Source organism: Serratia sp. GW822-FHT06E05 (assembly GCF_058799445.1).
This window is the reverse complement of the sequence record NZ_JBXALM010000007.1, coordinates 71,861-93,943: the sequence shown is the minus strand read 5'-3', so window position 1 is coordinate 93,943 and position 22,083 is coordinate 71,861. Positions and strand designations below refer to the sequence as shown.

Here is a 22,083-nt window from a genome sequence, read left to right as displayed (position 1 = left end):
GTGGTGGGGATCTTACTCTGTTACATGTTGCTGTTGTCTTGCTCCAGAGAAAGTAGGTAAATACCCGCAGGCAAGGTTTGTTTTCTCGCTGCATTCGCAGCGCTATATGAATTTTCTCGCTGCATTCGCAGCGCTATATGAATAAGAAGGTGAGTATGGAAGGGATCAGTATTACCAAACTTCTGGTGATTGCGGTGTTGATCATCTTGCTGTTCGGTACCAGCAAACTGCGCACGTTGGGCGCGGATTTAGGTGCGGCGCTGAAGGGCTTTAAAAAGGCCGTGGGCGACGATACCACCCCACCGCCAGCCAACACCGCAGAAAGCCAGGCCAACCCGCAGAGCGTCGAAAAGAAAGACGTTTAATCACGCTTTCTGCCAGGCAATAAAAAACGGATGCCGCGAGGACATCCGTTTTTTGCCGTTTCCGCCGAGGGAAACGTAACAAATCATTGCTGCGATTACTTCACTTCCATCCCTTTTGCCTGCAAATCGGCATGGTAGGAGGAACGAACAAACGGACCGCAGGCTGCATGGGTAAAGCCCATTGCCATCGCTTCTTCTTTCATTTCATCGAATTCGGCAGGGCTGACGTAACGCTGCACCGGCAGGTGATGACGGCTTGGCTGCAAATACTGGCCTAAGGTCAACATGGTGACGCCATGGCGACGCAGATCGCGCATGACCTCAACGATTTCCGCATTGGTTTCCCCCAGGCCGACCATCAGGCCAGACTTGGTTGGGATATGCGGATGCGCTTCCTTGAACCGCTCCAGCAGCTTCAGTGACCACTCGTAGTTAGCGCCCGGACGCACCTGGCGATAAACACGCGGCACGTTTTCCAGATTGTGGTTAAACACATCCGGCGGCGTTTCGGTCAGAATTTCCAGTGCGCGATCCATACGGCCGCGGAAGTCAGGCACCAGGGTTTCAATCTTGATGGTTGGGTTTTTCGCGCGGATGGCAGCGATGCAGTCGGCAAAGTGCTGGGCACCGCCGTCACGCAGGTCGTCGCGGTCAACCGAGGTGATCACCACATAGCGCAGGCCCATATCGGCGATGGTCTGAGCCAGTTTCTCCGGCTCGTTGGCATCCGGGGCTACCGGACGACCGTGCGCTACGTCGCAGAACGGGCAGCGACGAGTACAGATTGCGCCCAGGATCATAAAGGTCGCGGTGCCGTGGTTGAAACACTCAGACAGGTTCGGGCAGGAAGCTTCTTCGCACACCGAATGCAGACCGTTTTTACGCATTGCGGCTTTAATGCCCTGAATGCGCGTAGAGTCGGCAGGGAGTTTGATTTTCATCCACTCGGGTTTACGCAACAGCTCCTGCCGTTCGGTGACCACCGTTTTAATCGGGATCAACGCCATTTTGTCTGCATCGCGGTATTTGACGCCGCGTTCCATCTGAATTGGTTTACTCATAATCGTGCAGGTTCCAGTTACGAAGCTCGACCTTCGGGTAGCCGAGTAAATGAACAAATTCCTGTACCAGGACGGGGTGTACGTCTTCTATGCCGACGCCGGGCGCCAGCGCGCTGACCTGCGCCATCTGCATGCCGGCGTAACCGCAAGGGTTGATACGCTGGAAAGGGGTGAGATCCATGGCCACATTCAGGGCCAGGCCGTGGAATGAACTGCCTTTGCGGATCCGCAAACCCAACGAACAGATCTTTTGCTCCCCCACGTAAACACCGGGCGCATCCGGACGGGCACGCGATTCAATGTGAAAGTGGGCGAGGGTATTAATAACGGTATCTTCGATAGCCGTGACCAGTTGGCGAACGCCAACCTTGCTGCGTTTCAGATCGACCATCACGTACATCACCTGTTGCCCCGGCCCGTGGTAGGTTACCTGGCCACCGCGATCGCTCTGGATCACCGGAATGTCACCCGGCATTAACAGATGCTCCGCTTTACCGGCCTGGCCCTGAGTAAATACGGGCTGATGCTGAACCAACCACAGCTCATCGGGCGTGGCTTCGGTTCGGCGATCGGTGAAGTTGTGCATGGCTTGGGATACAGGCTCGTAGGGCTGCAACCCCAGCTGACGCAAAATGATCTTGTCTGGTTGCAAAAGAGTCATCGTCAGGTTACAGAAGTGGTAAAGCCATTATACCGGGCGCTCTGGCCCGCGACCAGCATTTATACCCTTCATGCTTGAAGCTGCCTCTGTGTTGGCCACGCTTTCTCACCCGAATCACTTACTTAAGTAAGCTCAGCGGGATTCGGCCGCTTGCCGCCTTGATGCAGCTCCAATCATTTTGGGATAGCTGACCCAAAATGCGCAACCCGGGCAGAGGATGCTCTGGCCCGGGTTGAAAAGCAGAGGATTGTGCTGGAATTACAGCACCATGCGGACAATTTCAAGGTTGCCCAACTCATCATATAAGGTTTCCACCTGGTCAATATGGGTGGCATTGATGGTGATGGACACGGAGTGGTAATTGCCTTTGCTGCTAGGTTTAACCTGCGGGTTATAGTCCCCAGGAGCGTGGCGCTGCACCACTTCAACCACCTGGTCTACCAGCTCGGGTTGTGCCAGGCCCATTACCTTGTAGGTAAATGAGCAAGGGAATTCGAGCAGTTCGTTCAGTTTAGTTTTCATGTGCGCTCCAGAGTGCGGCTATCGATATAGCGAGTCTATAAATTATAACTCCCGCCGGAGCGGGAGTTAATGTTAATCAGTATATGGGGGCAATTTTGCCCATTTCAACTGTTAACCGAACCAGTGGTGGAACATCAGTTTGATGTAATCGACGATACGGCTGAAGAAACCGCCTTCTTTCACTTCGTTCATCACTACCAGCGGACGCTGGTCGATGGTTTTACCGTCCAGCTGGAAGTTGATGCTGCCGACAACCTGGTTTTTAGCCAGTGGCGCATGAATTTCCGGGGTGTTCAGCACGTAGCTGGCTTTAAGATCTTTCATGCGGCCGCGTGGGATGGTCAGGTAAACGTCTTTGTCTACGCCCAACTCAACGCGATCTGCATCGCCGAACCAGACTGGCTCAGACGCAAACTCTTTGCCTACTTTCAGTGGCGCAACGGTTTCGAAGAAGCGGAAGCCCCAGGTCAGCAGTTTCTTGCTCTCGGTTTCGCGGCCCTTGTAAGTACGACCGCCCAGCACTGCGGAGATCAGACGCATCTGGCCTTCGGTCGCAGAAGCCACCAGGTTATAGCCCGCGGCGTCGGTATGGCCGGTTTTGATGCCGTCCACGTTCAGGCTGGTATCCCACAGCAGACCGTTACGGTTCATCTGGCGGATATTGTTGAAGGTGAACTCTTTTTCTTTATAAATCGCGTATTCGTCCGGCACGTCGCGGATCAGCGCCTGGCCGATCAACGCCATATCGCGTGCGGAGCTGTACTGACCCTGTGCGTCCAGGCCGTGTACCGTTTGGAAGTGGGTGTTCTGCAGGCCCAGCTTGCTGACGTAGGTGTTCATCAGGTTAACGAATGCGTCCTGGCTGCCGGCCACGTAGTCGGCCATGGCCACACAGGCGTCGTTACCTGACTGCAGGTTGATGCCGCGGGTCAGCTTGGAGACCGGTACGCGGTCGCCAGGCTTGAGGAACATCAGGGAAGAGCCTTTGAATACCGGGTTGCCGGTTGCCCAGGCGTCTTGACCTACGGTCACCAGATCTTCCTGGCCGATTTTGCCTGCTTTCAGCGCTTGACCGATGACGTAGCTGGTCATCATTTTTGTCAGGCTGGCAGGATCACGGCGCGCATCGGCGTTCATTTCCGCCAAAACTTTACCGGAATTGTAATCAATCAGGACGTAGGATTCCGCATCGATCTGCGGCACGCCTGGGATCATGGTCTTGATATTAACGTCATCGGCATGCGCAACGGTGGTTGCACTCATCGCGATAACGGTGCCGAGCGCTATGCTCTTGATTAAGCGAAAAGAAGTTACTTGTTTCATGATCGAGACTACAACATCCATGAGGGTAAAGTTAAAAAACGAGCCACACTATAACAGATGAGATCCTGGCAGGCATTAGTCAATCCTCTGACTTATCACGCTTTACAAGCTTTTGCTGAAAGAAAATGTTTCAGCTAAAAATCAGCTTATCGGTCGCGATTGCCCGCCGGTCTATGTTTAGGGTGCGGCAGTGACAAAAGATTGTTGCTGCGCTTCAGTGGCCAGACGCTGCTGCAGCTGAGCTGCTTGCTGACGGTCGCTGAACGGGCCGAGCTGTACGCGGTAGACGCTGCCGTTGGCGGCAACCTTACCCGGTACGCCGAATTTTTGGCTCAGGCTTTGCTGCCAGCTTTGCGCGCGCTCGGCACTGCTCAGCGCGCCGACCTGCACCACATAGCCGCCTGTTGAAGAGGTACTGCTTGCTGCAACGGCGGCGGTCGCGGCGACCGGTGCGGCAATGGCGGCGGGTTCCGGTTCTGAGCCTTCCAACACGCCGGCCGGTACGGCGCTTGGCGCGCCGAGGAAGCCGCTGCGGCTATTGCCGGCGCTGCTTGCCGGAGCCGCGTCGCCGGTGTTCAGGCTGCTGTTGTCAATCGGGCGTACTGCGGCACCGCTGGCTACTGGGACGTCCTGTTGGATGGGAGTTCCCATGCTGCTGGAGCCCAGATCCGGGCGAGCGGGCAGGGCATAGCTTTGTTTGGCGACGGTAGTGCCGATGGTGCCAGGGCCACTGAGGGTGCCATCCGGGGCAACGTTGATGAAATCAACCTTGACCTTGGTGTTGTTGGACAGGTTCAGACGATCGGCGACGGCTCGCGACAAATCAATGATGCGACCTTTGGTGTAAGGCCCGCGATCGTTAACACGCACTACCAGTTGGCGACCGTTGGCCAGGTTGGTCACGCGTACGTAGCTTGGGATCGGCAGCGTCGGGTGTGCGGCGGTCAGGCCGTTAGGATCAAACTGTTCCCCCAGCGCGGTGGTATTCCCCCTGGCTTCTTCGCCATAGGAACTGGCCAGACCGGTCTGCGAGAAGTTCTGAGGATCTTTTACAATGCGGTAAGTGTCGCCATTAACCTTATAATCCTGCAGGTTATTAGGGTTATAGGGTTCATATTGAGGCTCTACGCCACCGATTTCCACCACCGGTCCGTTATACGGCTGCTGCGGCGGCGCTTGCTGTTCCGTGGTCGGGGCGGTACAGGCGGAAAGCAATACCGCGACTACGCCGACCCAAAGCCATTCCTTACGCATTACTCACCTCTTATAAACTTTTAGACATCATTTTCCGATGCGTGTGGATCGACATGATAATGCCGAACCCAGCCATAAGCACAATCAGCGCCGAACCCCCGTAACTGACCAGAGGCAAAGGTACGCCAACTACCGGTAAAATACCACTGACCATACCAATGTTAACAAACACATAAACGAACAAAATCAGCATCAGCCCGCCGACCATCACTCGGCCGAAGGTGGTTTGCGCCTTGGCGGCGATCATCAAACCGCGGATGATCACCAGCAGGTATAGCGCCAGCAGCACCAGTACTCCGACCAGCCCCAGCTCCTCGGCCAGCACCGCAAAGATAAAGTCGGTGTGGCGTTCCGGCAGAAATTCCAGCTGTGACTGAGTGCCATGCAGCCAGCCTTTACCGGACAGACCGCCTGAGCCGATGGCAATTTTCGACTGAATAATGTGGTAGCCGGCGCCAAGGGGGTCGGTTTCCGGATCGAGCAGCATCATAACGCGGTCGCGCTGATAGCCGTGCATCAGGAAGAACCACAGCACCGGGATAAAGGCTGCCAGCAGCACGGCGGCTACGGCGATCAGCTTCCAGCTCATGCCGGACAGGAATAGCACGAACAGGCCGGAGGCGGCGATCAGAATCGAGGTACCCAAATCCGGCTGTGCGGCAACCAGCAGCGTAGGCAGGAAAATCAGTACCAGCGCAATCGCCGTATTCTTCAGCGAAGGGGGGCAGACGTCGCGGTTCATAAAGCGCGCTACCATCAGCGGTACCGCGATTTTGGCGATCTCTGACGGCTGGAAACGCACGAAGCCGAGATCCAGCCAGCGCTGGGCGCCTTTACTGATCTGGCCGAAAGCATCCACCAAAATCAGCAGTATCACGCAGAAAATATACAGATACGGTGCCCAGCTTTCATAGACCCGCGGCGGGATTTGCGCCATGACGGCCATGACGATCAACCCCATGACAATCTGGCCGATCTTGCGCTCCATCATGCCGATGTCCTGGCCGCTGGCGCTCCACATCACGAAAGCGCTGTAGACCAGCAGGGCCAGAATTAACAGCAGGAATGTGGGGTCGATATGGATTTTGGTCCAGATCGACGCTTTTTGTTGGCTTTCAGTCATGTTCTACCTTAATCACCTTCTACACCAGGCGGCAGCGGAGCCGCGTCCGGTAATTGCGTATTGTTGTCGCCCAGCAAGATATGGTCGAGGATCTGACGAGTGATCGTCCCGACCGCTGGACCGGCACCGCCGTTTTCCAGAATGATGGCGACCGAAACCGTCGGATTATCGAAGGGAGCGAAGGCCGTCATCAGTTTGTGGTCACGCAGGTGCTCTGCGAGTTTGTGGGCGTTATAGGTTTCGTAACCGAATACCTGTGCGGTCCCCGATTTCGCCGCGGCTTTGTATGGCGTACCTGCAAAGTACTTGCGTGCCGTTCCATTTGGGCGGTTGGCCACGCCATACATGCCGTCTTTGGCAATTTCCCAGAAGCCGGAATGAATATCGCCGATCTGCGTGCTCTCTTCCTGCTGGAAAGGCACCAGCACGCCATTGATACGGGTGCTCTGCAGCAGGTGCGGCGTTTTGACGTTGCCGTCGTTAATCAGGGTGGTCAGCGCCTTGGCCATCTGGATCGGCGTCGCCGTCCAATAACCCTGGCCGATACCTACCGGAATGGTGTCCCCCTGATACCAGGGTTTTTTATAGCGCTTGAATTTCCAGTCACGAGTCGGCATCAGGCCGGAACGCTCTTCCGACAGATCGATGCCGGTATATTCGCCGTAACCGAACTTGGTCAGCCAGGTTGAAAGGCGATCGATGCCCATGTCGTAAGCGACCTGATAGAAGAAGGTATCCGCGGACTCTTCCAACGCTTTGGTGACGTTCAGGCGGCCGTGGCCCCATTTTTTCCAGTCGCGGAAGCGTTTTTCCGAGCCGGGCAATTGCCACCAGCCGGGATCGAAGACGACGGTGTTCTTGGTAATCACCCCGGCGCTGAGCGCCGAAACGGAAATATACGGCTTCACCGTGGAGGCAGGTGGGTAGAGCCCTTGCGTGGCACGGTTGATCAGCGGCCGGTTCGGATCGTTGAGCAGCCCCTGATAATCCTTGCTGGAGATACCGTCGACGAACAGGTTCGGGTCATAGCTGGGGTTGGACACCATAGCCAGAATGCCGCCGGTGCGCGGATCGCTCACCACCACTGCCGCACGGCTGCCCACCAGCAACTGCTCGATATAGCGCTGCAGGTTGAGATCCAGCGTCAGATAGACGTCTTTGCCGGCGGAAGGCGGTTGCTCATGCAATTGGCGGATCACCCGGCCACGGTTGTTGACTTCAACCTCTTCGTAGCCGGTTTTGCCATGCAGGGTTTCTTCGTAATAGCGTTCGATGCCCAGCTTGCCGATGTCATGCGTCGCAGCGTAGTTGGCCAGCTTGCCGTCTTTATCCAGGCGTTCGACGTCACGGTCGTTGATCTTCGACACGTAGCCGATCACATGGGTCAGGGCGGAACCATAAGGGTAATAGCGACGCTGGTAGCCTTTGACCTCTACGCCGGGGAAGCGGAACTGGTTAACCGCAAAACGCGCCACCTGCACTTCACTCAGGGCGGTTTTCACCGGGATAGAGACGAAACGGCGCGAGCGCTTGCGCTCTTTTTCGAAGTTGGTGATGTCATCATCGGTCAAATCGACCACTGAACGCAGCGCCTGTAGCGTGGCTTTCAGGTCATCGACCTTTTCCGGCATCAACTCCAGTTGGTAGATGGTGCGGTTGAGCGCCAGCGGAGTGCCGTTGCGATCGTAAATAATGCCGCGGCTGGGCGCGATCGGCACCAGTTTGATGCGGTTTTCGTTGGAGCGGGTGCGGTAATCCTCAAAGCGGACGATTTGCAGGTTATACAGATTGGCGATGAGGGTGCCGGTCAGCACCAGGATGACCAAGAACGCCACCAGGGCGCGGCGTACAAACAGGGCGGATTCGGCCGTATAGTCGCGAAAAGGGTTACGTTCTATTTTCATCCCGCTGCTTTATTTCACTCTGTCACTATTACCACCGGTTATTCCCGGTGGTAAGGATGATTTGTTGTAATGCTCCAGGCGCGATAGAGGCTTTCAGCCACCAGCACGCGCACTAAAGGATGCGGTAATGTCAACGGTGAGAGCGACCAACTCTGTTCGGCGGCGGCCTTACACGCCGGGGCCAGCCCTTCCGGGCCGCCAATCAGCAGGCTGACGTTGCGGCCGTCCTGCTTCCAGCGTTCGAGTTGTTGCGCCAACTGCGGCGTTTCCCACGGCGTACCGGGAATATCCAGCGTGACAATGCGATTGCCTTTGCCTACCGCAGCCAGCATCTGCTCGCCTTCCTTTTCCAGAATGCGTTTGATATCGGCATTCTTGCCGCGCTTGCCCGCCGGGATTTCGGTCAGCTCAAACGGCATGTCTTTCGGAAAGCGGTGCAGATAATCCATAAAGCCGGTCTGCACCCAGTCTGGCATTTTAGTGCCGACGGCTACCAGTTGCAGTTTCACCGCTTAGCTCCAGAGTTTTTCCAGCTCGTACAACTGACGGCTCTCTTCCTGCATCACGTGAACGATCACGTCACCCAGGTCGACAACGATCCAGTCGGAGGCTTCCTGGCCTTTCATGCCGAACAGTTCCATACCGGCGGTGCGGGCTTCCTGCACCAGGTGGTTGGCGATCGACATCACGTGACGGGTAGAGGTCCCGGTGCAGATGATCATGCAATCGGTGATGCTGGATTTGTCTTGTACATCCAGAGCGATAATGTCTTGGCCTTTCAGGTCATCAATTTTATCGATGACGAAATCTTGGAGCGCTTTACCTTGCAAAGGTTCCCCCTCGGGTGTGTTCTGTTCATTCGACTGCGGCGGGCAACTTGCCCGTTTTGCGGCCTGAATCAATGATAAGTCGGCAGGATGCCGCTGAAAGCCAGCTGGTGACTGCCCGGCCAGCTAAGGATTCCGGGGTTTTCAGCGAATACCTGAAAAATAGCGGCGCAGTATATCACGCGGCTGTTGCTAGCGATATAAACCCTGTAACTCGATATAGCGCTGTACTGAACGCGGCAACAGGTCGTCACAGTTGAGTCCCTGATGGCGGCGCTGACGAATTTCCGTGGCCGAAATCTCCAGCTGTGGCGTATCGGCCAGATAAATAAATCCGTGAGGATGCCGGCTGAGCTGGGCGGGATCGCTCACCTGATGTTGCTCCAGCCACTGCTGTAGCTCAGGCGTATCCATGCGATCGTTGTAACCAGGGCGAGCGAGCACCAGCAGATGACAGGTATCCAGCAGCGACTGCCAGCGGTGCCATTTGTGCAGCGTCAACAGCGAGTCCTGGCCAATGATAAACGCCAGAGGCAAGGCGGCGCCACGTTCTTTACGAATGGCTTCCAGCGTCTCGATGGTATAGGAAGGGGTGGTGCGATGCAGTTCACGATCGTCAACAGCAAACAGCGGGTTACCGGCAATGGCCAATTCCACCATTTTCAACCGTTGCTGAGCGTTCGCTTCGGGCTGAGGGCGGTGCGGCGGAACATGGTTCGGCAGCAGCGTGACCCGGTTCAGACCAACCTCTGCGGCCAGCGCTTCCACCGGCCGCAGATGCCCGTAATGGATAGGGTCGAAGGTGCCGCCAAACAGGGCGTGCAGGACGGGAGTGCCTTGCGGATTAGTGGACATCTGAAAAACTCGTGGCCAGAGGTTTGCCGCACAACAGCATCGACAGGGTTTCCAATTCAGACCAGACCGACTGGCCGTAATCCTGCTTAAGGGTGATTTCTATCTGCGCCAGCAGATGAACCGCTTGCCGCAGCTGGGCGCCGGACAGCCGTTGCAATGCCTGAGTTACCAGGTTACGGCGGTTTTGCCAAACCTTGTATTGGTCGAACAGCGTACGCAAAGGCACTGTCGCCATGCGGCGTTGCAGGTTGAGCAACTGCAGCAGTTCCCGTTGCAGGGTTCGCAGCAGGATCACCGGCTCGACATCTTCCTGCTGCATCTGCTGCAGGATATGCCAGGCGCGTTTGCTTTTTCCGGCCAACAGGGCGTCCAGCCAGTGGAATGGCGTGAAGTGGGCTGCATCATTTACCGCCAGTTCAACGCGCGGCAGCGTGAGTTTGCCATCCGGATGCAGCAACGACAGCCGCTCCAGCGCCTGCGACAGCGCCAGCAGGTTGCCTTCGTAGCAGTAACACAGCAGTTGGTTTGCCGCGTCGTCCAGTTCCAGCTTCAGGGTTTTGGCTCGTTGAGCGACCCAGCGGGGGAGCTGCGCCTGTTCCGGCGTCTGGCAACTGACGTAAGCGCCGTGCGGGCTGAGCGCCTTGAACCAGGCACTGTTTTCTTGCGCTTTGGTCAGGCGTGGCCCACGCAGCATCAGCAAAATGTCGTCATGCAGCAGTGCGGCCAGTTTGATCAGCTGTTCGCCGATCGGTGCCGTCGGCCCGTTCTCAGGGAAGATCAGCAGCAGCGTCTGACGGCTGGCGAACAGGCTCATGGCCTGACAGATGCTGAAGATGGCATCCCAATCGGTATGGGCGTCGAGCGAAATGCTGTAATGCTCGGTGAACTGCTGCTCTTGGGCCGCGTGGCGGATAAGATCCTGGCTTTCCTGCAGCAGCAGCGGCTCGTTGCCAGTCAATAAATAACAAGCGCGCAGCCCCTCTCGGAGCTGCGCGGCAAGTTGTTCAGGGTAAATACGAATCATTGATCTACGCGACTGGCCGCTTTTTCACCGGCGGCAGCGGCTTTCTGTTGGGTTTCTTCTTCCGCAGCGTGCACCGTCAGCAGCTTACGTACCAGCTGTTGGGCGGCCTGCTCGCGCATTTCCTGGCGAATAATTTCCTGTTCGGAATCTTTTGCCAATGCGGTCAACGGGTTATCGAAGAACGAACGGAAAACTTTAACGTTTAGCGGATACAGATCGTGACCCGGGATCAGCACCTGTGCCTGAACGGTCAGTACCATTTGGTACTCAGCGGTTTTACCGTCCTGGAAGATAGAGGCGGTATCCTGGCTCTCCGTGGCGCCAATGATGCGCAGGGAAGGGAGATCCTTACGCTTGGCATCCTTGACGATGGTCACGTCGCTGAGACGTAACTGCTCACGCACCGCGCGGGTCAGCGGACCATAAGGGTCCGAGCTGTCCAGCAGCAGCGTCTTCATTTCCGAAGGGACCTGCGTGGTACCACGCAGGTGAAAACCGCAGCCGGCGGTGACCAGCACCGCCAACCCCAGCAACAACGTCAGAATACGATGTCGCACAACGCCTCCTTGTGTTAACCCACAACCAGGTTAAGCAATTTGCCCGGAACATAGATCACTTTACGAACCGTGACCCCGTCCAGATATTTAGCGACCAGATGCTCCTCAGCGGCACGCGCACGTACCTGCTCTTCGGTTGCATCGGCAGCCACGGTGATTTTAGCGCGAACCTTACCGTTGACCTGCACCACCACCAGCTTGGAGTCTTCGACCATGGCCTGCTCGTCGGCTTGCGGCCAGGCTGCGGTATCCACATCGCCTTCACCGCCCAGCGCCTGCCACAGTGAGAAGCACACGTGCGGAGTGAACGGATACAGCATGCGAACGACTGCCAACAGCGCTTCCTGCAGCAGGGCGCGATCTTGCTCGCTCTCTTGCGGTGCTCGGGCCAGCTTGTTCATCAGTTCCATCACGGCGGCAATCGCGGTGTTGAAGGTCTGACGACGGCCGATATCGTCGGTCACTTTGGCAATGGTTTTGTGCAGATCGCGGCGCAGCGCTTTCTGATCTTCGCTCAGCGTTGCCACGTTCAGCGGCTGAACGGCGCCTTTTTCCAGGTGTTCGTAGGCCAGTTTCCACACGCGTTTCAGGAAGCGGTTTGCCCCTTCTACGCCGGATTCCTGCCATTCCAGCGTCATTTCTGCCGGTGAAGCAAACATCATGAACAGACGGACGGTATCTGCGCCGTATTTCTCAACCATCACCTGCGGGTCGATGCCGTTGTTTTTCGACTTCGACATTTTGCTCATGCCAGCATAGACCAGTTCACGACCTTGTGGATCGGTGGCTTTGATAATGCGGCCTTTGTCATCACGTTCAACGTTGGCGTCGACCGGGGAAACCCAGACGCGTTCGCCGCTGTTGCCGGTGTAATAGAAGGCGTCTGCCAGCACCATGCCCTGGCACAGCAGGCGTTTTGCCGGCTCGTCGGAGTCGACCAGGCCAGCGTCACGCAGCAGCTTGTGGAAGAAGCGGAAATACATCAGGTGCATGATGGCGTGTTCGATGCCGCCGACATACTGATCGACCGGCAGCCAGTAGTTGGCAGCGGCTGGATCCAGCATCCCCTGGTCGTACTGCGGGCAGGTATAGCGCGCGTAGTACCAGGACGACTCCATAAAGGTGTCGAAGGTGTCGGTTTCGCGCAGCGCCGGTTGGCCGTTAACGGTGGTTTTCGCCCACTCGGGATCGGCTTTGATCGGGCTGGTAATGCCGTCCATCACCACGTCTTCCGGCAGGATCACCGGCAGCTGGTCTTCTGGAGTTGGCATCACGGTACCGTCTTCCAGCGTGACCATCGGGATTGGTGCGCCCCAATAACGTTGGCGGGAAACGCCCCAGTCGCGCAGACGGTAGTTAACCTTGCGCTGACCAACGCCTTTGGCGACCAGTTTTTCGGCAATGGCGTTGAAACCGTCTTGGTGATCCAGACCGTCAAACTCGCCGGAGTTGAACAGCGTGCCTTTCTCGGTCATCGCTTCGGCTTGTACATCCGGCTGGCTGCCGTCGAGGGCCAGAACGACCGGTTTGATTGGCAGGCCGTATTTGGTGGCAAACTCCCAGTCGCGCTGATCGTGAGCCGGAACCGCCATCACCGCGCCGGTACCGTATTCCATCAGCACAAAGTTGGCGACCCAAATTGGCACTTGTTCGCCGGACAGCGGATGGATGGCGAACAGGCCGGTCGGCATGCCCTTTTTCTCCATCGTCGCCATTTCGGCTTCGGCCACTTTGGTGTTGCGGCACTCTTCGATAAATTCAGCCAGCGCCGGGTTGTTCACCGCGCCTTGCTGCGCCAATGGGTGACCTGCGGCTACGGCCACGTAGGTCGCGCCCATAAAGGTGTCAGGACGGGTGGTGTAAACCGTCAGCTTTTCGTCGCTGCCCGCTACGTCAAAGGTGATATCCACCCCTTCGGAACGGCCAATCCAGTTGCGCTGCATGGTTTTCACCTGTTCTGGCCAGCTTTCCAGCGTGTCCAGATCGTTGAGCAGCTGATCGGCGTAGTCGGTGATTTTGATAAACCACTGTGGGATCTCTTTACGCTCAACCTTGGTGTCGCAGCGCCAGCAGCAGCCGTCGATCACCTGTTCGTTGGCCAGCACGGTCAGATCGTGTGGGCACCAGTTCACCGCGGAAGTCTTCTTGTAGACCAGGCCTTTTTCGTACAGCTTGGTGAAGAACCACTGTTCCCAACGGTAGTAGTCCGGATCGCAGGTGGCGATCTCGCGATCCCAGTCATAGCCGAAGCCCAGCAGTTTCAGCTGGTTCTTCATGTATTCGATATTGTCGTAGGTCCACGGAGCCGGTGCGGTGTTGTTTTTAACCGCAGCGCCTTCCGCCGGCAGGCCGAACGCATCCCAGCCAATAGGCTGTAGCACGTTTTTACCTAGCATGCGCTGGTAGCGCGAGATCACGTCGCCGATAGTGTAGTTACGAACGTGCCCCATGTGCAGACGGCCTGATGGGTACGGCAGCATGGATAGGCAGTAATACTTTTCCTTGCTCGCATCTTCGGTAACTTTGAAAGTTTGCTTCTCTTCCCAGTGAAGCTGTACGTTCGATTCTATGTCTTCTGGACGGTATTGCTCTTGCATGGCGGCTGGTGGTCCTGTAGGTGTAAAACAGCTCCCCCTTCATCTTTCAAGCCACAGCGTTGTTGGCTGCGTACACTCAACCCAGTCACTTACCTTTGTAAGCTCTTGGGTTTCACGTACTGGCCGCCTGGCCGTGACTCGAAACCTATCGGGGGGATTTCTGTAGCATTCTGTTGAGTACTTATAGATCCGCATAGCATAGCTGATAAGACCTCCCGGCAACAACACCAAGCGCCCGACTCGACGTATTTAAAAAATACCGGCCATGACAAGACTCACATCTTGAGGAAACCATGTCTTGCCAAGTGACATCAGCAATTTACGGCTAAAATGATAAGGGATAGTTTAGGAGGTAGGCCCAGTCACGTAAGTTCATCGAGGAGAGATTATGAACAAGGTTGCTCAGTACTACCGCGAATTGGTGGCATCCCTGACAGAACGCCTGAAAAATGGCGAGCGTGATATTGACTCGCTGGTCGCGAGCGCAGAAAAACGGCTAAACGAAGCGGGTGAACTGACGCGCGACGAAGTTGAGCAGGTTACACAGGCGGTACGGCGCGATCTGGAAGAGTTCGCTCGCAGTTATCAGGAGAGCCGGGACGAGTTCACCGACAGCGTTTTCATGCGGGTTATCAAGGAAAGCCTGTGGCAGGAGCTGGCGGATATTACCGACAAAACTCAGTTGGAATGGCGCGAGGTGTTCAAGGACGTCAGCCACCATGGCGTTTACCACAGCGGTGAGGTTGTCGGGCTGGGTAATCTGGTGTGCGAAAAATGCCACCATCATTTGGCGTTTTACACGCCGGAAGTGCTGCCGCTGTGCCCGAAATGCGGTCATGACCAGTTCCAGCGTCGGCCTTTCGAACCTTAAGCTTGCTGCGCGCCCTGGCCTCTCCGCTAGAAAAGGTCAGGGCAGGCGCTGCTCTTAGCCAAACAGTTTTTTCATCAGGTTGCCAAGAAAGCTTCCGCCAGCCGAGGCCGTAGCCACTTCAGCCTGCGGGGCTGTTTCGATTTTGGCGGGCACTTTCTGTGCCACCGCAACCCGGCTTTCCTGAGCGGCTTTTTCTGCTGCTTCAGGGCCGTAAGCAAAGCCTTCCGCCAGCACGAACTCGACGTCGGTAATGCCGATAAACGCCAGGAACAGCTTCAGATATGGCGTGATCAGATCGGTTGGCGTATCCGCGTGGATACCGCCGCGGCTCGAGATCACAATCGCTTTCTTGCCGGTGACCAGACCTTCAGAGCCTTCAGAGGTGTAGCGGAAGGTTTGGCCAGCGCGCGCCACCAGATCGAAATAGATTTTCAACTGCGTCGGGATGTTGAAGTTGTACATCGGCGCGCTGATGATAATGGTGTCGTGCGATTTCAGCTCGGCGATCAGTTCATCGGAAAGTGCCAGCGTCTTTTGCTGATGCGGTGTTAAAGGTTTGTCACCAGCGCTAAACCCGCCAATCACTTCACCATCCAGCTCCGGCAGTGTCGGGTTGGCTAAATCGCGAACCGTAAAGCTGTCATTGGGGTGTGCTTCATGCCACTGTTGAACAAAAAAATCGACTAATTTTCCAGACTGGGAGTAATCACCCAGGATACTTGATTTCAGGACCAGTATACGACTCATTGGGCTATCTCCAGGCTTGGTCTAAGGTATCAGCGATGCTGTGCGTTTAACAGCATCTTAGAGGCAAGCCTGGCCCAGTGATAGCGTAAAAATTCGCTGAGTTAAATCAAAAATATTGAATGTTAGGGCGGTTTCCCGCCCGGTGGTCAATAGCGGGCTACGCGCTCGGCCAACAGATCGATAAAGCCTTCGCGATCGATATCGGTCAGCACTTCAACGTTGGCCGGCTTGCCGTTCTGGCCAAAGATATCCACCACGGTCATGCCGAGGGTATATTCCCCTTTGGTTTCCACGCCGACCCAGCGTTCGATACTGTCAAACAGCTGTGGTGCCAGCAGCCAGGCGATGGTGCAGGGGTCGTGCATCGCGGCACCGGGCATCCCACGGGGATGGCTAAGGTACAGCGGCAGGTAGAAGTCGAGCATTTCGGCCACCGCCTGCGCCACCGGGTTGTTTATCTGGCGGATGCGTTCGATATCCTGTGGCAGCACCAGCGCCTGGTGGGTTACGTTCAGCCCGGCCATGGTCAGCGGTACGCCGGATTTGAGCACCATTTCGGCGGCTTCGGGATCGACAAAGATGTTGAACTCTGCCACCGGGGTGGTGTTGCCGGCATTCATACCTCCCCCCATAAACACGATGCGTTCAATGTTACCTTTCAGCTCTGGGTGTTGGGCCAGCAGCAGCGCGATATTGGTCATGGGGCCGGTGACCACCAGCGTGATCGGCTGCGGACTGCTGCGTAGCAGGCTGGCGATCAGCTCTACGGCAGTTTGCGCCACCGGCTGGATGGCGGGCGTTGGCAGATGGGTATTGCCCATGCCGGTTTTGCCGTGAACGTAGTCGGCAATCACTAGGTCTCGCATCAACGGCGCGGCAGCACCGGCAGCGACGGGAATATCTTCACGCTTCATCAACGTCAACAGACCCAGCGCATTGTGCAGGGTTTTTTCCGGCGTCTGGTTACCGGCGGAGGTGGTAATGGCTTTAACGTCCAATTCTGGTGAACTCAGCGCCATGGCAAGGGCGATGGCATCGTCCAGACCAGGGTCGCAATCGATAATGATAGGGCGGGGCATGTTTATCTCCTTATTTGTTATCCAGTGAGCATCGGATCAAAATCGGAGAGAAACAAGTGCTTTTAGTGCCGGAAAGAGGGAATGAAACTGCGCCCCGGGCGGGGCGCAGGCGAGGGATCAGTGCAGGATTTTCGCCAGGAAGTCCTTCGCGCGTTCGGACTCCGGATTGTTGAAGAAGTCGTCTTTATTGCGGTCTTCGACGATTTTGCCTTCATCCATAAAGATCACCCGGTTCGCCACTTTACGGGCAAAGCCCATCTCGTGGGTTACCACCATCATGGTCATGCCTTCATTGGCCAGTTCGACCATAACGTCCAGCACTTCGTTGATCATTTCCGGATCGAGCGCCGAAGTGGGCTCATCGAACAGCATGGCGATAGGATCCATGCACAGCGCTCGGGCGATAGCCACGCGTTGCTGCTGGCCGCCGGAAAGCTGGCCGGGGAACTTGTTGGCGTGTGCGGTCAGGCCGACGCGCTCCAGCAGTTTCAGGCCTTTCTCGCGCGAGGCGTCTTTGTCGCGTTTGAGCACTTTCACCTGCGCCAGCGTCAGGTTATCGATGATCGACAGGTGTGGAAAAAGCTCGAAGTGTTGGAATACCATACCGACCTTGGAACGCAGCTGCGCCAGATTGGTTTTCTTGTCGTTGACCGGGGTACCGTTCACCAGGATATTGCCCTGCTGGATCGGCTCCAGACCGTTGACGGTTTTGATCAGGGTAGACTTGCCCGAGCCTGAAGGACCGCAGACCACCACCACCTCGCCTTTTTTTACTTCGGTGGTGCAATCGGTCAGAACCTGAAAGTGACCGTACCACTTAGAAACATTTTTCAGGGATATCATCAAACAGTCCTTTTCTTCAAATAGCTTACCAGCGCCGAGGCGGCGAGACTGATAACAAAGTAGACAAAGCCGGCAAACAGGATCATTTCAACCTGGGTGCCGTCGCGCTCGCCAATGGTCGAGGCGGTACGGAAGAAGTCAGCCAGGCTCAGTACGTACACCAGGGAGGTATCCTGGAACAGTACGATGCCCTGGGTCAGCAGCAGCGGCACCATGGCGCGGAACGCCTGCGGCAGGATCACCAGCTTCATTGACTGCCATTGGGTCATGCCCAGTGCCAGCGCGGCGGAGGACTGGCCGCGTGAGATGCTGATGATACCGGCGCGGATAATTTCCGAGTAATAAGCCGCTTCAAACAGGGAAAAGGCTACCATAGCCGAGATCAGGCGAATATCGGTTTTCGGCGACAGCCCTAGAACCTGTTGTAATAAGCTTGGAACCACCAGATAGAACCACAGCAGCACCATCACCAGCGGGACGGAGCGGAACAGGTTGACGTAAACGGCAGCGAACCAGCTGATCGGTTTGATGGGCGACAAGCGCATTACCGCCAGAACGGTTCCCCACAGAATACCGACGACGATGGCGGTCACGGTGATCTTCAGCGTGATCAACAGGCCCTGCAGCAGATAAGGGAAACTTGGGACAATCGATGCCCAGTCAAATTCGTACATTATTTACTCCCCAAGTTGCCGGGCAACTGCACTTTTCTCTCAACCAACCGCATAAACAGCATGATCACGGCGTTGATGGCGATATAGGCCAGCGTAATCGCGGTAAAGGATTCATAGGCATGCGCAGAGTAGTCCAGCAGTTTGCCGGCCTGGGCAGCCATGTCGACCAACCCGATAGTGGAAGCGATGGCAGAGTTTTTGACCAGGTTGAGCATTTCCGAGGTCATCGGCGGCACAATCACCCGGTAGGCATTCGGCAACAGCACGTAGCGGTAGGTTTGCGGCAGCGTCAGACCCATCGCCAACCCGGCCGCTCTTTGACCGCGTGGCAGTGACTGAATGGCAGCACGTACCTGCTCGCAGACGCGAGCGGCGGTAAACAGCCCGAGGCACAGCATCGAGGAAACAAAGAATTGCACGTTAGGGTCGAGTTCGGTTTTGAACCACATGCCGATATTCGCCGGCAGCAGTTCCGGGATCACCAGATACCAGGTAAAGAATTGGACGATCAGCGGCACATTACGGAACAGTTCGACGTAACAGGTACCGAGCGTGGAAAGAAAGCGGTTGGGCACGGTACGCAAAATACCGAATAGCGAACCGACAAAGAAAGCGATAATCCATGCACAGACGGAGAGGGCTACCGTGACCTGAAAGCCGGACCAAATCCAGCCGAGGTAGGTGGTATTCCCAAACGGGGCCTGCTGCAGGAAGATACCCCAGTTCCAATCTATTGACATAACAAACTCCGTTAAGCGGGCGCAGAGCGCCTAAAGATTGATGACTATTCAACGCCGAGGGCGCCGCGGCCAGTCGGGCTGACTTATGTGTGCGGGCATCGGTAATGCGTTATGGGAAAAATACGGGAGGGGAACGGCCTCCCGTATTCCTGTCTGTCCCAGCCATCAACAGGGCTGGTTTGGCCTGGCGGCCGCCCCAGCTCTTGTTCTATTAGTTCAATGCTTTATCGTTAGGCTCTTTGAACAGTTGCTTCATGTCGTCGGACAGTTCGAAGTTCATGTTGAGGTTCTTCGGTGGAATAGGCTGTTTGAACCACTTATCAAACCATTTTGTTGCTTCGCCTGAAGTTTGAGCCTGAGCGATGGTGTCATCGACCAGTTTCTTGAACTCAGGATCGTCTTTACGCAGCATACAGCCGTAGGCTTCTTTCGACTGCGGTGTGCCCAGAATTTCCCATTGGTCCGGCTTCTTCGCTTTCGCGCGTTCACCCGCCAGCAGGGCGTCATCCATCATAAAGGCTACTGCACGACCGCTTTCCAGGGTACGGAAGGAGTCGCCGTGGTCTTTGGCGCTGATGATGCGCATGTTCATCTTGCCGCTGTCGTTCAGTTTATTGAGCAGCACTTCAGAGGTGGTGCCTGAGGTCACCACGACCGGTTTGCCCGCCAGATCCTTGAAGTCTTTGACGTCAGAGCCTTTTTTCACCAGCAGACGGGTACCGACCACGAAGATGGTATCGGAGAAGGCCGCCTGTTTTTGGCGTTCGAGGTTGTTGGTGGTCGAGCCGCATTCGAAGTCAAAAGTGCCGTTTTGCAGCAGCGGGATACGGTTCTGTGAGGTGATCGGCAGCATTTTGACCTGCAGATCAGGAGCGTTCAATTTTTTCTTAACCGCTTCAACGATTTGGTTGGAGTAGTCCTGGGAGTAACCCACAACTTTTTGCTGGTTGTCGTAGTAGGAGAACGGCACTGACGATTCGCGGTGGCCGACAACGATCACGCCGTTGTCTTTGATTTTCTTCAGCGTACCGGTCAGTTCTTCCGCATGGGCTACGTTACCTGCCATACCGATCAGCAGTAACGATAACGCCAATTTACGCATTTGCATGGTCCAACTCCTTTGCTGTTGTGGTGGCTCAAATTCAAAGAGCATCAGATTCTAAATGGAGATTTATTGCTCAAGTATAAAGATAGTCTTAGAACACATAACCGTTAGAAAATAGCCGATTGTGAATGGATTGAAACTAAAATGTTTCTTTTTTTGAGACGCCACGCGCACCAAATTAATGCAACAAAACCCCAATGCACCTTTGTGGTGCCGGTCATGCTCTTGAGTTGTGCACAGGTGCGACAAAACGTCAGTAAAAGTAAATCGGCTCTCTATAACAGAGTAATTAAAGCAAGGAGTGTGCCAGAAGCATTGATTTGGCGACGCTTTATGCTAGCCGCGTGGGAGAGTGCGGCGTGGCAAGCTGCATGGTGGATGAGGGAAGCGGGGCGCTGACGGGCAGCACCCCGGGGGCTTATTTACGGCGCAGGCCGAGGATCAACGCCAGGCCGCCAAGCAGCAGGGTGATTATCCACAACGGCGTGGCGCCAAAACGGGCATAAGGCGTTATGCCGGTGGTTGGTGTGACTTTCACCTCCAGCACCTTGCGGGTGAACTGAGGGATCTCTGCGATCACCTCACCGTTGGCGTCTACCGCGGCGGTGACGCCGTTATTGGTGCTGCGCAACAGAGGGCGACCCAGCTCCAGAGCACGCATGCGCGCCATCTGGAAGTGCTGCCATGGGCCGATGGAATGGCCGAACCAGGCGTCGTTGGAGATGGTCAGCAGGAAGTTGGTGTCCGGCCGGAAGTTGTCGCGAACCTGCTGGCCGAGAACAATCTCATAACAGATCGCCGCCGTCAGGTTATAGCCTTTCACGCTGAGCTGTGGCTGGACGTAGTCGCCACGACTGAATGAAGACATCGGTAAATCGAAGAACGGTGCCAGCGGGCGCAGCAGCGTTTCCAGCGGTACAAACTCGCCAAACGGCACCAGATGGTGCTTGTTATAGCGGTCCTTGGCCGGATAAACGTAAGGCGTCGGCTCGCCCAGCACGATGGCGCTGTTGTAGATTTGCTGGCCCTGCGGCGTGGCACGCACATCAACGATACCGGTGATCAGGCTGCTGTTTTTGGCGCGCATCAGGTCATCCATCATGGTCAGGAAGCCGTTCTGGCTGGCTTCGTAATCCGGAATGGCAGACTCCGGCCAGATGATGATCGGCGCTTTGCCCATATAAGGACGCGTTTCGTCCAAATAGGTTTGCAAGGTGCTGACCAACGCTTTCGGATCCCACTTCATCGACTGAGCGATATTGCCCTGCACCATCGCGACGTTGACCGCCTTGTCCGGTTGCGGGGTAAACCAGTGCAGCTGGCGCAACGGCCACGGCAGCAACAGTAGTGCGACGGCAACCCCAGCCGCGGCGATCCGACGCTGATTGACGGCGTACACCAACAGCCCGGCGATCGCCATCAGCATAAAGGTGATGGTATCTACCCCGAGCAACGGCGCCACGCCTTTCAGCGGGCCGTTAATCTGGCTGTAACCAAACTGCAGCCAGGGGAAACCGGTCAGCACCCAGCCACGTAAAAACTCGGTGACTTGCCACAACACGGGGGCGGCAATCGCTAAACGGTACCAACTGGTGGTCGGCCACAGACGTGCCAGTAACCCGGCGAACAGCCCGGTATACAGCGACAGGTAAGCCGCCAGCAGCACAACCAGGAAAATGTTGATGGAGAAAGGCATGCCGCCGAAGTCGGCAATGCTGACGTAAACCCAGTTGATTCCCGTCCCGAACAGACCGAAACCCCAGCAAAAACCGAGCAAGGCAGACTGTTTGGTGGTGCGGTTCAGGGTTACGGCCAACAGGCCGAACAGAGAGACAAGGGCCGCCGGCCAGATATCGTAAGGAGAAAACGCCAGCGTGCCGCTGGCGCCGGTCAACAGCGCCAGCAGGGCGCGAACCCACTGGCGTTCAAGGAAAGAGGCTTTAGCCATGTT

22 protein-coding genes are annotated in these 22,083 nt (G+C 56.2%); 2 read left to right on the top strand and 20 right to left on the bottom strand.

What is annotated here, in order from left to right:
- Positions 1 to 155: 155 nt before the first annotated feature.
- Positions 156 to 365 (top strand): Sec-independent protein translocase subunit TatA, encoded by a 210-nt coding sequence (gene tatA / locus AC1RKC_RS16670; protein ID WP_020825610.1) that lies wholly within the window; start codon positions 156 to 158, stop codon positions 363 to 365.
- A gap of 95 nt (positions 366 to 460) precedes the next feature.
- On the opposite strand, the gene lipA is transcribed toward tatA, so the two are convergent.
- From lipA to leuS, 13 genes are all read right to left on the bottom strand, one after another.
- Positions 461 to 1,426: a lipoyl synthase gene (gene lipA, locus AC1RKC_RS16665; RefSeq protein WP_020825611.1), complete on the bottom strand. Its 966-nt coding sequence runs from the start codon at positions 1,424 to 1,426 to the stop codon at positions 461 to 463.
- Entirely contained in the window at positions 1,419 to 2,087 is a 669-nt protein-coding gene (gene lipB, locus AC1RKC_RS16660) for a lipoyl(octanoyl) transferase LipB (RefSeq protein WP_020825612.1), read from the bottom strand. Before lipB ends, lipA begins: the two co-directional genes overlap by 8 nt.
- Before the next feature lie 258 nt (positions 2,088 to 2,345).
- Positions 2,346 to 2,609 (bottom strand): DUF493 family protein YbeD, encoded by a 264-nt coding sequence (ybeD, locus tag AC1RKC_RS16655; RefSeq protein WP_020825613.1) that lies wholly within the window; start codon positions 2,607 to 2,609, stop codon positions 2,346 to 2,348.
- 111 nt (positions 2,610 to 2,720) lie between these two features.
- Positions 2,721 to 3,932 carry a D-alanyl-D-alanine carboxypeptidase DacA gene (dacA, locus tag AC1RKC_RS16650; protein WP_020825614.1) on the bottom strand — a complete coding sequence of 404 codons (1,212 nt, stop codon included), beginning with the start codon at positions 3,930 to 3,932 and terminating at the stop codon, positions 2,721 to 2,723.
- Between the two features lie 177 nt (positions 3,933 to 4,109).
- Entirely contained in the window at positions 4,110 to 5,186 is a 1,077-nt protein-coding gene (rlpA, locus tag AC1RKC_RS16645) for an endolytic peptidoglycan transglycosylase RlpA (protein ID WP_187962438.1), read from the bottom strand.
- A gap of 10 nt (positions 5,187 to 5,196) precedes the next feature.
- Positions 5,197 to 6,309, bottom strand: a complete 1,113-nt coding sequence (gene mrdB, locus AC1RKC_RS16640; RefSeq protein ID WP_020825616.1) for a peptidoglycan glycosyltransferase MrdB — start codon at positions 6,307 to 6,309, stop codon at positions 5,197 to 5,199.
- Positions 6,310 to 6,317: 8 nt separating this feature from the next.
- Entirely contained in the window at positions 6,318 to 8,213 is a 1,896-nt protein-coding gene (gene mrdA / locus AC1RKC_RS16635) for a peptidoglycan DD-transpeptidase MrdA (protein WP_115059646.1), read from the bottom strand.
- A gap of 38 nt (positions 8,214 to 8,251) precedes the next feature.
- Complete coding sequence (gene rlmH, locus AC1RKC_RS16630; RefSeq protein WP_004949595.1) at positions 8,252 to 8,722, bottom strand: 23S rRNA (pseudouridine(1915)-N(3))-methyltransferase RlmH; 471 nt, start codon at positions 8,720 to 8,722, stop codon at positions 8,252 to 8,254.
- Between the two features lie 3 nt (positions 8,723 to 8,725).
- Positions 8,726 to 9,043 (bottom strand): ribosome silencing factor, encoded by a 318-nt coding sequence (gene rsfS, locus AC1RKC_RS16625; protein WP_020825618.1) that lies wholly within the window; start codon positions 9,041 to 9,043, stop codon positions 8,726 to 8,728.
- Positions 9,044 to 9,232: 189 nt separating this feature from the next.
- Positions 9,233 to 9,895 (bottom strand): nicotinate-nucleotide adenylyltransferase, encoded by a 663-nt coding sequence (gene nadD, locus AC1RKC_RS16620; RefSeq protein WP_048759491.1) that lies wholly within the window; start codon positions 9,893 to 9,895, stop codon positions 9,233 to 9,235.
- Positions 9,885 to 10,919 carry a DNA polymerase III subunit delta gene (gene holA / locus AC1RKC_RS16615; RefSeq protein WP_130015901.1) on the bottom strand — a complete coding sequence of 345 codons (1,035 nt, stop codon included), beginning with the start codon at positions 10,917 to 10,919 and terminating at the stop codon, positions 9,885 to 9,887. The genes nadD and holA overlap by 11 nt, the downstream gene beginning before the upstream one ends.
- A complete protein-coding gene (lptE, locus tag AC1RKC_RS16610; RefSeq protein ID WP_046374290.1) occupies positions 10,916 to 11,476 on the bottom strand; it encodes an LPS assembly lipoprotein LptE in 561 nt (186 codons plus the stop codon). Before lptE ends, holA begins: the two co-directional genes overlap by 4 nt.
- A 14-nt stretch (positions 11,477 to 11,490) precedes the next feature.
- Positions 11,491 to 14,073 carry a leucine--tRNA ligase gene (leuS, locus tag AC1RKC_RS16605; protein WP_493092539.1) on the bottom strand — a complete coding sequence of 861 codons (2,583 nt, stop codon included), beginning with the start codon at positions 14,071 to 14,073 and terminating at the stop codon, positions 11,491 to 11,493.
- A gap of 388 nt (positions 14,074 to 14,461) precedes the next feature.
- Here leuS and AC1RKC_RS16600 point away from each other — a divergent pair, with 388 nt between their 5' ends.
- Complete coding sequence (locus AC1RKC_RS16600; RefSeq protein WP_020825623.1) at positions 14,462 to 14,944, top strand: zinc ribbon-containing protein; 483 nt, start codon at positions 14,462 to 14,464, stop codon at positions 14,942 to 14,944.
- A gap of 54 nt (positions 14,945 to 14,998) precedes the next feature.
- On the opposite strand, the gene AC1RKC_RS16595 is transcribed toward AC1RKC_RS16600, so the two are convergent.
- The 7 genes from AC1RKC_RS16595 to lnt all read right to left on the bottom strand — a co-directional run bounded on the left by AC1RKC_RS16595 (position 14,999) and on the right by lnt (position 22,080).
- On the bottom strand, positions 14,999 to 15,691 hold the full coding sequence (locus tag AC1RKC_RS16595; RefSeq protein ID WP_234530528.1) for an FMN-dependent NADH-azoreductase: 693 nt from the start codon (positions 15,689 to 15,691) through the stop codon (positions 14,999 to 15,001).
- A gap of 146 nt (positions 15,692 to 15,837) precedes the next feature.
- The gene (gene rihA / locus AC1RKC_RS16590) at positions 15,838 to 16,770 is read right to left on the bottom strand and encodes a pyrimidine-specific ribonucleoside hydrolase RihA (protein WP_308529949.1); all 933 of its coding nucleotides are present in this window, start codon (positions 16,768 to 16,770) and stop codon (positions 15,838 to 15,840) included.
- A 117-nt stretch (positions 16,771 to 16,887) separates the two neighbouring features.
- Positions 16,888 to 17,613: an amino acid ABC transporter ATP-binding protein gene (locus tag AC1RKC_RS16585; RefSeq protein ID WP_020825626.1), complete on the bottom strand. Its 726-nt coding sequence runs from the start codon at positions 17,611 to 17,613 to the stop codon at positions 16,888 to 16,890.
- Positions 17,613 to 18,287 (bottom strand): glutamate/aspartate ABC transporter permease GltK, encoded by a 675-nt coding sequence (gene gltK / locus AC1RKC_RS16580; protein WP_020825627.1) that lies wholly within the window; start codon positions 18,285 to 18,287, stop codon positions 17,613 to 17,615. Before gltK ends, AC1RKC_RS16585 begins: the two co-directional genes overlap by 1 nt.
- The gene (locus tag AC1RKC_RS16575) at positions 18,287 to 19,027 is read right to left on the bottom strand and encodes an amino acid ABC transporter permease (RefSeq protein WP_017891917.1); all 741 of its coding nucleotides are present in this window, start codon (positions 19,025 to 19,027) and stop codon (positions 18,287 to 18,289) included. Before AC1RKC_RS16575 ends, gltK begins: the two co-directional genes overlap by 1 nt.
- Before the next feature lie 211 nt (positions 19,028 to 19,238).
- Positions 19,239 to 20,135, bottom strand: coding sequence for an amino acid ABC transporter substrate-binding protein (locus AC1RKC_RS16570; protein WP_020825628.1), 897 nt, complete (start codon positions 20,133 to 20,135; stop codon positions 19,239 to 19,241).
- Between the two features lie 415 nt (positions 20,136 to 20,550).
- Positions 20,551 to 22,080 carry an apolipoprotein N-acyltransferase gene (gene lnt / locus AC1RKC_RS16565; protein ID WP_046374286.1) on the bottom strand — a complete coding sequence of 510 codons (1,530 nt, stop codon included), beginning with the start codon at positions 22,078 to 22,080 and terminating at the stop codon, positions 20,551 to 20,553.
- Between the last annotated feature and the right edge of the window lie 3 nt (positions 22,081 to 22,083).

Excerpts from the sequence above, each read along its gene's own strand:
- tatA (WP_020825610.1), top strand. The coding sequence starts at position 156 with ATGGAAGGGATCAGTATTACCAAACTTCTGGTGATTGCGGTGTTGATC.
- lipA (WP_020825611.1), bottom strand. The coding sequence starts at position 1,426 with ATGAGTAAACCAATTCAGATGGAACGCGGCGTCAAATACCGCGATGCA.
- lipB (WP_020825612.1), bottom strand. The coding sequence starts at position 2,087 with ATGACTCTTTTGCAACCAGACAAGATCATTTTGCGTCAGCTGGGGTTG.
- ybeD (WP_020825613.1), bottom strand. The coding sequence starts at position 2,609 with ATGAAAACTAAACTGAACGAACTGCTCGAATTCCCTTGCTCATTTACC.
- dacA (WP_020825614.1), bottom strand. The coding sequence starts at position 3,932 with ATGAAACAAGTAACTTCTTTTCGCTTAATCAAGAGCATAGCGCTCGGC.
- rlpA (WP_187962438.1), bottom strand. The coding sequence starts at position 5,186 with ATGCGTAAGGAATGGCTTTGGGTCGGCGTAGTCGCGGTATTGCTTTCC.
- mrdB (WP_020825616.1), bottom strand. The coding sequence starts at position 6,309 with ATGACTGAAAGCCAACAAAAAGCGTCGATCTGGACCAAAATCCATATC.
- mrdA (WP_115059646.1), bottom strand. The coding sequence starts at position 8,213 with ATGAAAATAGAACGTAACCCTTTTCGCGACTATACGGCCGAATCCGCC.
- nadD (WP_048759491.1), bottom strand. The coding sequence starts at position 9,895 with ATGTCCACTAATCCGCAAGGCACTCCCGTCCTGCACGCCCTGTTTGGC.
- holA (WP_130015901.1), bottom strand. The coding sequence starts at position 10,919 with ATGATTCGTATTTACCCTGAACAACTTGCCGCGCAGCTCCGAGAGGGG.
- leuS (WP_493092539.1), bottom strand. The coding sequence starts at position 14,073 with ATGCAAGAGCAATACCGTCCAGAAGACATAGAATCGAACGTACAGCTT.
- AC1RKC_RS16600 (WP_020825623.1), top strand. The coding sequence starts at position 14,462 with ATGAACAAGGTTGCTCAGTACTACCGCGAATTGGTGGCATCCCTGACA.
- AC1RKC_RS16595 (WP_234530528.1), bottom strand. The coding sequence starts at position 15,691 with ATGAGTCGTATACTGGTCCTGAAATCAAGTATCCTGGGTGATTACTCC.
- rihA (WP_308529949.1), bottom strand. The coding sequence starts at position 16,770 with ATGCCCCGCCCTATCATTATCGATTGCGACCCTGGTCTGGACGATGCC.
- AC1RKC_RS16585 (WP_020825626.1), bottom strand. The coding sequence starts at position 17,613 with ATGATATCCCTGAAAAATGTTTCTAAGTGGTACGGTCACTTTCAGGTT.
- gltK (WP_020825627.1), bottom strand. The coding sequence starts at position 18,287 with ATGTACGAATTTGACTGGGCATCGATTGTCCCAAGTTTCCCTTATCTG.
- AC1RKC_RS16575 (WP_017891917.1), bottom strand. The coding sequence starts at position 19,027 with ATGTCAATAGATTGGAACTGGGGTATCTTCCTGCAGCAGGCCCCGTTT.
- AC1RKC_RS16570 (WP_020825628.1), bottom strand. The coding sequence starts at position 20,135 with ATGCAAATGCGTAAATTGGCGTTATCGTTACTGCTGATCGGTATGGCA.
- lnt (WP_046374286.1), bottom strand. The coding sequence starts at position 22,080 with ATGGCTAAAGCCTCTTTCCTTGAACGCCAGTGGGTTCGCGCCCTGCTG.